This is a genomic window from Paraglaciecola sp. (assembly GCF_030730205.1).
Classification (GTDB): domain Bacteria; phylum Pseudomonadota; class Gammaproteobacteria; order Enterobacterales; family Alteromonadaceae; genus Paraglaciecola.
In genome coordinates this window covers 1-8932 of the sequence record NZ_JANQVQ010000271.1, presented here as the reverse complement: position 1 = coordinate 8932, position 8932 = coordinate 1, and the positions used below count along the sequence as shown (strand labels likewise).

Genomic DNA, 8932 nt, shown 5'->3' with positions numbered 1-8932 from the left:
TAAATAGCTCAAACTTTAATAGATAAAAGCCAGCGATTAAGCTGGCTTTTTTGTAGAAGCAAAAGCGGGTTTTATCTCTACGCTTACCATACATGGCCTGCAGCCACGGAAATTATGCACTTTGTGCACATGGCATGCGCTGCGCCCACCGCAATCCATTGCGTTTTTCTAATGGCATCCCTGCCATCCGACCATACTTTTTGCGGCTGTTGGTAAAAAGTGAGTCAAGCCTCGGGACGAGGCTTGAAATAAGGCTTGGATGCCAGTTCGCGCAGCGAATGCTTTGTGCACGAAGTGCATGCCTTAGTGGGCGCAGCACATAATCTTTAACGCGAAGCGGCTGTGTCAGTGAAACCCAAGTCTTTAGCTATAGTAGGTCAGTTTTATGGTCCAACGCCGTCAGTATCGATGATCAACGTAGGTTGTTTATTTTCAAACCACAACTCTTTGCGATGTAGAGGTGTTTTAATGGGCAAATAAGTATTTTGCAACTGATGAAATGTACGCTTATTCATATCAGCTTGGTCAAAATAAGCCTGATGTTCTTCATAAAACAATTCATCAAACTTTCCGCTTTTAATCGCTTTTTCTAAACCTGTTTCAATTAATTTTGCCAAAGGCACGCTATTTTTATTAACGAAATAATACATGGCCGCCGGGTAACGTAAACCGAGCTTTGGCTCTATTTCAAATTCATTGTCAGGATTATAGGTTTTTATTTCTTCAAAAATTTCAACCACTGAACGCGGGAAAAAATCACCTTGAGCATTAGCTAACATTGTAAACAAGGCGTCGTGTTCATTCGCAGTTAATACATCAAAACCGTTAGCTTGCAGTATTTTAGTATCTGGCCAATCACTGCCTTGTATGGGGTAAAGCTTCAATAAATGTTCAAAGCTCTGGATATATTTGAAACGCGAATCCATGTCTTTGCGGATTAAAAATATCCGCCAGCCAATCAAGCCTTTATAAATAGGAATACGAATGGGTAGCAACTGCTCTTCTCGTTGTTCATCCGTCATACTCCAAACAACATTCACTTCCCGATTATCCATCAGTCTTTTAAGCGCTTTACTTTGCGGCATGATGCGATCTGAAGCGACCAATTTAAAATTGACGCCCGTTTCCTCTAACGCGAGGGCTAATAATTTAAGGGGATAATCCGCACGCCTATCATTTTCTGACATTGGACGAGGGTAGTTAATACGCCACGATGCGGCTAAGGAGTTCGCACTAAACGCAATCAATACCAAGAAACTCAATATTACTTTAATCATTCATTTTTCAACTCAGTGGGTAAACATGCTTCCAACTGTTTATTCTCATCATCGACAACCGTAACGATAATCTTCAATTGAGCATCATCCATTTTTTGTAGGGTATAGGAGGACGACCAGCTCCAATTAGCTCATTATTGTGATTCGGCAGTTGCCAGCGCATCGTGGTAAAAATTAGGGCGTCCGATAAACGTAAGGTTTGATGAATTATAGGCTCACACTGCTCAATGCATAAACCACTTAACTTACGCTCAAAGGACATAAAAAACTGAGTTAATTCGTCTTCTGTGTTCAGCACTCTTTTGCTGTTATCCCTAATAATATTGGGGATAACACAATAACTGGCTGCGACCTCCGGTATACCCCTGATTATAGACTCAGCAAAATTATGAAAAAACTGGGTAAGGTGCTTAAGGTCTAACACGGTTCGCTGACTACTCTATTCCAATGAATTTATGGGTCTGCAGTGATAAACGCCAATTACGTTCAATACAGATTTTTATGGCTAAGTCTGTCGCGCGCTTTTGTTGGCTAATCGGTTGTAAATAAATCAGCGGCTTAGCGTCAGTATCAAGTAAAGTTAATACTTGGTCTAGCTCTTCAACATGTTTTTCCATAGCAATGGGGTGTTTGATTTCATTAGCTCTTTGCATCGCACTGGCAAGCACCGCCCTGCCCCCTGGCATATTTACCTTAGGTGACACGGTAACCCAGGTATCTTCATGTGTTGAAATTTCATAGGTACCGCTAGTTTCAATTTGCACGGAATAACCAGCGGCAATTAAACGACTGGATAAAGGCACAAGATCATACATGCAAGGCTCCCCACCGGTAATGACCACATGTTTAGCACGATAGTGATGCTGGGCAAATAACGCCAATAATTGCTCCACCGTTTGATTAAACCAGTGCTCTGATTCGCCATTCTCGGCCATAACCGCTGAACTACTGCGCTCTAATTGTGAATCTAAAGTCCAAGTATGTTTGGTATCACACCAAGGGCAACCCACTGGACAGCCTTGTAGACGCACAAAAATTGAAGGTACACCCGTAAAGCTACCTTCACCTTGAATTGATTCAAACACTTCATTTATTTTGTACTGACTCAATGCCCTTCCTCATTTGTGCCATGTTTTCGACTTAGGTGTCTGGGAATTACCTATCGGATGACATAAGATCTTAACCAATTGTAGTTAGATAAAGAAGCTAAACATGACAGCAAGTAAAGTAGTAGTTATTTTTTCGGGAGGAATGGATTCTTTCACTGTGCTCAATATGGCCGTGAAAGATGGGGCTGAAGTCTATGCTTTGTCGTTTGACTATGGGCAACGGCACAAAAAGGAACTCGTTTATGCAGCAAATGCCTGCAAAAGCCTGGGTGTTAAACATAAGATCATCGATATTTCAGCTATCAATGAGCTAATTGGCGGTTCTTCGTTAACCTCTGATATTGCCGTGGCAGAAGGCCACTACGAACAAGAAAGTATGCGTACCACGGTGGTGCCTAATCGAAATATGATCTTGCTCTCGATGGCTGTAGGTTATGCGGTTTCATTGGGCGCAAACAAGGTTTATTACGGTGCGCACTCAGGCGATCACGCTATCTATCCTGATTGCCGACCAGAGTTTGTCGAGCGCATGAACGATGTATGCGCTATCGCCAATTACGAAGCGGTTGAAATCGTTACGCCATTTTTACATCAAAGTAAGATTGCGATCCTAACTGCCGGTCTTGACATGGGCTTAGATTATGCTCAAACCTGGACCTGCTACAACGGACGTGAACATGCTTGTGGAAAATGTGGTGCCTGCCAAGAACGCTTAGAAGCATTTGCCAAAAATGGGAAGAAGGATCCTTTGGAATATGAAGCGTAAACCTCGAGTCTATGTCGAGCGGTAAACATTACACCCTTCCTATGACAGTGTACAAAAAGCCTTGATGAGAAGGCTTTTTGTGCACTATTTAAGTACAACACTAAGTTCGTGGTTTTATTATTTCTTTTCTACTTGCTGAATAAAATAACTCACTTCTTTAATAAGATGACGTAATACTGGATTCAAACGAGTATTTTTACCATTCATTAAGAATAATTCATGTTTAAACTCAAACATGCTCCCCCCAACAGGCACAAGACCCAGTCCAGAGCCTTGGTTTAGCAATACGTAGTCAGGCAACAACCCCACATATTCGCCGGTCATGATGGCCGATAAACACGCGTCAAACGAATCAGAAAATGTCTGTATCGCCATACGGCTATCGTCAGAAATATAGTTGGCCGATGATAGGCCTGAAATACCAATAGCCGGATAATCTTCAATGCGCACGCCTTTGGGCAGCTCTTCTTTATATTTTGCTAGCGCATGAGAAGGTGAACAATACAATCGACCTCGACAGGTTACATTGGTCGAGTGAAAGGTCACCGATTCAGGTTTTAACATGTCATACGTTGATAATACCAAGTGACATTCGCCCGATAAGGCAACGTGCTCAACTTCGTTGTACAAACGAGTTTGAATGTTGACATGGATATCAACAAACTTTTTCATGGTGCTTTTAACGGCCTTACTCACGGCTAAATGGTAAGAAAGAGGCAGACCAGCCATCATTACAAGGGTGATATGCCCTGAATAATCATCATGCAGACTTTTAAGGTTGAAAACGAAGTTATCAAAAGCGTTAAAAATGCGCTTAGTTTCTTGAAAAACCACTTCCCCTTCTTTGGTCATTTGAAAACCGCCTCGGCCGCGATGACAGAGAACTAAATCCAGTCGCTCTTCTAACTTCTTAATGGCGGCACTGATGTTTGGCCTTTGCATACGCAGAACGGGCTCCGCAGCAGTAAAACCGTTGCAAGACGCAACGGCATAGAAAACCCGTAAAAGTTTTATATCGGATTCTTGTAGACGGTTTAACATGTAAAGCACCACTTTTAGGTATAATTATTGATACTAAACTACATCTTAGAAAAGTGGCAACGATATTACAATGGAAATTTAACGTTCAGTGAAAGTTAACAACACAAATTTCAGGACTATGAGAGTTTAACCAACTGCTGTCGAGCCAACTCAATTTCATCACGCAAACTGGCGGCCTTTTCAAATTCCAGCTCTTTGGCAAATTTAAACATCTGTTTTTCAAGCTCGCTCACCTTTTGCATTAATTGCGTTGTAGTTAGCGCCTTATAGCTACTGCCAGATTCAGCGACCTTGCGCAATTTAACCTTGCCGTCATCATGGCCATCACCCACGTCCATTATATCGGTGACGGGCTTATACAATTGAGTAGGCGTTATGCCGTGCTCAAGGTTATAGGCGGTTTGCTTTTCTCTACGTCGATTCGTTTCATCAATGGCCCGTTGCATCGATCCTGTCATCCGGTCCGCATACAATATCGCTCGACCTTTAAGATGTCGTGCTGCTCGTCCAATGGTTTGAATTAAGGAGCGGTCAGAGCGCAAAAAGCCTTCTTTGTCCGCATCTAAAATTGCCACCAACGAGACTTCTGGCATATCTAAACCTTCTCGGAGCAAGTTAATGCCCACCAGCACATCAAACTTACCAATGCGCAAATCACGAATAATTTCAATGCGCTCTACCGTATCAATATCAGAATGCAGGTAACGCACTTTGACGCCGTGCTCGTCTAAATAATCACTGAGATCTTCAGACATGCGTTTGGTTAGTGTGGTCACTAACACTCTTTCGTTAAGCGCCACACATTTATGGATCTCTGAGAGTAAATCATCAACCTGAGTGCCAACCGGCCTTATTTCGATTTCAGGGTCCACTAAGCCTGTAGGTCGCACTACCTGCTCGACAATGTCTGGCACATGTTCTAATTCAAATTTACCAGGTGTAGCAGATACATAAACGGTTTGCGGAGAAATTCGCTCAAACTCTTCGAATTTTAAGGGCCGGTTATCTAGCGCTGAAGGCAAGCGAAAACCGAACTCGACTAAGGTTTCTTTACGCGAACGATCCCCTTTATACATCGCGCCAATCTGCGATACTGTTACGTGACTTTCATCAATAAACATCAGCCCGTCAGCAGGAAAATAATCGATTAAGGTAGGAGGAGGATCGCCTGGCGTTCTGCCTGACAAATAACGAGAATAGTTTTCGATCCCTGAGCAATACCCCAGCTCCTGCATCATCTCGATATCAAATTGGCAGCGCTGACTAATACGCTGCTCTTCTACTAATTTGTTTACTGACCTGAGCTGTTCACGGCGCTCATTGAGCTCAACTTTAATGTTTTCAATTGCGGATAGAATTTTTTCTCTGGGCGTCACGTAGTGGGTTTTAGGAAATACCGTTGTACGAGTAACGGTTTTTTCCACCGCCCCAGTTAATGGGTCGAAAATACTGATGCGCTCTATTTCTTGGTCAAACAATTCAACGCGGATACCGTGCCGCTCGGAGTCTGCAGGAAACACATCAATCACATCACCTCTAACCCGAAATGTGCCGCGCTCAAATGCCACATCATTACGTTTATATTGTATTTCCACTAAGCGTCGTAAGATATCGCGCTGGTCCATGGTGTCGCCTACACGAAAATGCACTAACATTTTCATGTAAGACTCGGGATCACCTAGTCCATAGATGGCAGACACACTTGACACAATAATAACATCGCGCCTCTCCATTAATGACTTGGTAGCCGATAAACGCATTTGCTCAATATGGGCGTTGATTGAGGCATCTTTTTCGATAAACGTATCACTGGAAGGAACATAGGCTTCAGGCTGATAATAATCGTAATAGGAGACAAAATACTCAACAGCATTATTTGGGAAAAACTCTTTCATCTCACCATATAGCTGCGCCGCTAAGGTCTTGTTGTGCGCTAAAATTAAAGTAGGACGCTGCACTTCGGCAATAACGTTGGCCATGGTAAAGGTCTTACCAGAACCTGTTACGCCGAGTAATATTTGGCGTGCCAAACCATCTTCTAAGCCCTCTACCAAGGCTTTAATAGCTTTGGGCTGATCACCAGCGGGGGAATATTTTGAACTTAATTCAAAGGGTCGACTCATGTTTAAAAACTCTTTTTATTACAGTGGGAACTTAGATACTTGGGCTTTCATTACTTGTTTAAACCAAATAAAGGCCACAACTGCCACTATTATATTTGCGAATACAATGCCTACAAAAATGCCAGTTAATCCAAAAAAGTGGCTACCAATAAAGGCAAAAGGAATGTAGGCCACGAATAAACGAACGAGGTTAAGGACTAAAGCAGACATGGGTAAATGCATGGCATTAAAAGATGAATTAGCTAAAATTATCACTCCTTGACAACCATACCCCAAAGGCACAATCCATAAAAATAATGTAATTAACTCGGCGACCTCGTGATCATCTGTAAAGATGTTGGCCATTAAACCAGCACATAGAACGACCACCGCATAAATGACTAACTGCCAAACTACCACAAACTTGACACTGAGGAGAAACGCCTGTTGTACTCGCTCTAATTTGTTGGCCCCTAAATTTTGACTAATAAAAGGGGGGAGTGACATCGAAAGCGACAAAATAACGATACATGCGATGGATTCAAGACGCCCCCCTACTCCCCATGCAGCAACCGCGACCTGACCGTAACTTGCTATGAATGATGTCACGACACCTGCCGCGATGGGCGTTAACATGTTTGCCCCCGCTGCGGGTAAACCAATTTTTAAAATGCCACCACTACTGCGCTTTAGCTCTTGTAAGTTAAGCAGTCTTGCTTGCATTAATTGACGTTTAATCGCCAAGAGATACAGAATATAAAATAAGCCTACAGCCCAAGCGATAAGAGTTGCAATAGCAGCCCCTTTTATACCAAGCGCAGGGACAGGCCCCCAACCAAAAATAAGCAGCGGGTCAAGTATGGCATTAATCAAACCTCCAAACGCCATGACATAGCTAGGTGTCTTGGTATCTCCAGAAGCGCGTAATACACTATTACCCACCATCGGCATTGCCAAAAATACCCCGGCGGCGTACCACACATACATATAATCTTTGATGTGCACTAACTCAGCAGCCGTGGCGCCCATTGCGCTGAAAATGGGGTCAACAGTTACCACGCCAATTAAGGCTAAAAAAACCGCAAGAATGAAAGACAACATCAACGCACCGGTGGCCGTTTCTTTAGCCTGCTCGTGCAATTTTGCGCCAAGTAAACGCGCGATCACGGCGGAAGTGCCGATCCCCAAGCCAATGGTTAAACTGATCACGGTGAAGGTCACCGGAAAGGTAAAACTGATCGCCGCTAACTCATCAGTACCAAGCAAACTGATAAAAAAAGTGTCGACCAGACCGAAGGTCATCAACATAATCATGCCAATAATCATCGGTATGGTCATCGATTTTAATGTTGTTGCTACGTCCTGCTGCAACAAGTCAGGACTCGATTTAGATGCTTTTCTCAACTTATCTCTCACTTGACTGCATAGAATATAAAAAAGCGGATGTAGCCATCCCAGTGACCTTTGATGACAACAGCGAATGAGTTCTTACACTTTACTCTTAAGCTTTAGCAAAATTTGGCTAAAACCGACACGTAATGTAATTGTAGTGCGAGTAATCGCGGCAGATATGATACGCGATATCCCGTATTCAACTATTACTATTTATAAGAATGTCGACGAGTGTCGACACTTATCCTAAAAAATAAACACCTGTTGCATAAAAGTAACACGTCAATCTTTTTTTAAACGTTTAAACCGTCTTACTCCATAAAAAAACACTGATTAAAAGCCATTTTAGATCTTGACTTTAATTAAATTATTCGAGTTTTACCTCTTAAAATAAGTGTTTTTAAATTTTTCCTTATAAAACAACACACAAGCAAATTACGTTTAAAATCTAAGCGAAGCCTGCTGAAAAAAAAATCTATTAAAACCAATAAAAAAACTATCTCATTGTTTTTACTAATAAAAAACATAATTCACCGTTTTAGATAAATAGATATTGACAATCATTTGAAAATCAAAGCCTCCTATCCCAACATTTAACCCACAGCTTTATCCACAGGTTTCGTGGATAACTAAGCCAGACACAGGTAACACGTGACTTTGCTTAAAGAGGGGCAATATTTTTTGTTAGCAGGCACTAACCTTCGACCTCCGCTAACAAGGTTACACTTTTGTTAAACACTGTATACTAAAACAGTGTTCAATGCATTTTTAATACCTTTTGAATATATGCAAATAACCAAAAGCACATAAAATTACTGCACTAACGCAGTGCACAAATAAAGTACTCAAAATCTCAACGAAAAGCCTAAAAAACAAGCGCCCGCGCAAATAAAAAGCAACTATTGCACAAGGTTTGCGCAGATAGAAAAAAGATTGTCGTTTTTCTTGTTTTGAGTGTTGACAGTAAGCCAGTGTCTCATTAACATTCGCCACCGTTGAAAAACGGGAGGTTGTTACTAATAAATCCAGTTTTCAACCCAGAAATAAGATTCCCCCTTAGCTCAGTTGGTTAGAGCGACGGACTGTTAATCCGCAGGTCCCCCGTTCGAGTCGGGGAGGGGGAGCCAAACTAAAAGCGTCATCATTGTTTTTAAGTATGGTTCAATCACAATTTCTGTTATCTATGTAAAATTCCCCCTTAGCTCAGTTGGTTAGAGCGACGGACTGTTAATCCGCAGGTCCCCC

General features: G+C 42.2%; 7 protein-coding genes and 1 tRNA gene. 2 read left to right on the top strand and 6 right to left on the bottom strand.

Going from position 1 to position 8932, the window contains the following annotated elements:
* Nucleotides 1-383 precede the first annotated feature (383 nt).
* The 3 genes from NWQ57_RS17545 to queE form a co-directional block, all read right to left on the bottom strand.
* Entirely contained in the window at nt 384-1277 is an 894-nt protein-coding gene (locus tag NWQ57_RS17545) for an amino acid ABC transporter substrate-binding protein (RefSeq protein ID WP_306023470.1), read from the bottom strand.
* Between the two features lie 73 nt (nt 1278-1350).
* Nucleotides 1351-1575, bottom strand: a complete 225-nt coding sequence (locus tag NWQ57_RS17540; RefSeq protein ID WP_306023469.1) for a hypothetical protein — start codon at nt 1573-1575, stop codon at nt 1351-1353.
* A gap of 136 nt (nt 1576-1711) precedes the next feature.
* Nucleotides 1712-2386 (bottom strand): 7-carboxy-7-deazaguanine synthase QueE, encoded by a 675-nt coding sequence (gene queE, locus NWQ57_RS17535; RefSeq protein ID WP_306023468.1) that lies wholly within the window; start codon nt 2384-2386, stop codon nt 1712-1714.
* Between the two features lie 103 nt (nt 2387-2489).
* Between queE and queC the strand changes: the two genes are divergently transcribed.
* Nucleotides 2490-3152 carry a 7-cyano-7-deazaguanine synthase QueC gene (gene queC, locus NWQ57_RS17530; RefSeq protein ID WP_306023467.1) on the top strand — a complete coding sequence of 221 codons (663 nt, stop codon included), beginning with the start codon at nt 2490-2492 and terminating at the stop codon, nt 3150-3152.
* A 117-nt stretch (nt 3153-3269) separates the two neighbouring features.
* Here queC and NWQ57_RS17525 read toward each other — a convergent pair whose 3' ends face one another.
* From NWQ57_RS17525 to NWQ57_RS17515, 3 genes are all read right to left on the bottom strand, one after another.
* Entirely contained in the window at nt 3270-4193 is a 924-nt protein-coding gene (locus tag NWQ57_RS17525; protein WP_306023466.1) for a LysR family transcriptional regulator, read from the bottom strand.
* 116 nt (nt 4194-4309) lie between these two features.
* Nucleotides 4310-6316: an excinuclease ABC subunit UvrB gene (gene uvrB, locus NWQ57_RS17520; RefSeq protein WP_306023465.1), complete on the bottom strand. Its 2007-nt coding sequence runs from the start codon at nt 6314-6316 to the stop codon at nt 4310-4312.
* 18 nt (nt 6317-6334) lie between these two features.
* On the bottom strand, nt 6335-7633 hold the full coding sequence (locus tag NWQ57_RS17515) for an MATE family efflux transporter (RefSeq protein ID WP_372340936.1): 1299 nt from the start codon (nt 7631-7633) through the stop codon (nt 6335-6337).
* 1104 nt (nt 7634-8737) lie between these two features.
* Here NWQ57_RS17515 and NWQ57_RS17510 point away from each other — a divergent pair.
* Nucleotides 8738-8814, top strand: a tRNA-Asn gene (locus NWQ57_RS17510).
* Nucleotides 8815-8932 lie beyond the last annotated feature (118 nt).